The 310-nt window shown below is 68.4% G+C and carries 1 protein-coding gene; it reads right to left on the bottom strand.

Going from position 1 to position 310, the window contains the following annotated elements:
• Positions 1-11: 11 nt before the first annotated feature.
• Positions 12-310: hypothetical protein (locus EN807_RS34125; RefSeq protein ID WP_135938066.1), on the bottom strand; the 299-nt coding region annotated here is incomplete at its 5' end.

The following is a 310-nucleotide window of genomic DNA, read 5'->3' as shown; positions in this document are numbered from 1 at the left end:
CGGCGCGCCGGTCACGCCGTTGTCTGGATGATCAGCGTCAGCGTGCCGTCGCCGTCGATGTTGGCCGCGACGACTTGCGAGGAGTTGAGCCCGTTGGCCTGCAACACGGACAATGCCTGCGGCGAGGCATCGACGGAACGCTGCAGCTCCAGCAGCTCGTCGGCGCTGGTCTCGGTGATCACGGCTTCCGCCTGCTGCTTGAGTTCCGCCGGCAGGTCCTCCACCGCGACGAGGGCGATGTTGGTGAAATCCTGTCCGGAGAGGTTCTGGTCGGGCGCCGGCTGATCCGGCAGCGGCTGCTGGGCCGGGG

Origin of the sequence: Mesorhizobium sp. M5C.F.Ca.ET.164.01.1.1 (assembly GCF_004792125.1) — a bacterium.
GTDB classification, from domain to species: domain Bacteria; phylum Pseudomonadota; class Alphaproteobacteria; order Rhizobiales; family Rhizobiaceae; genus Mesorhizobium; species Mesorhizobium wenxiniae.
Note: the sequence above shows the minus strand (reverse complement) of the source record. Positions and strands in the feature narration are given on the sequence as shown.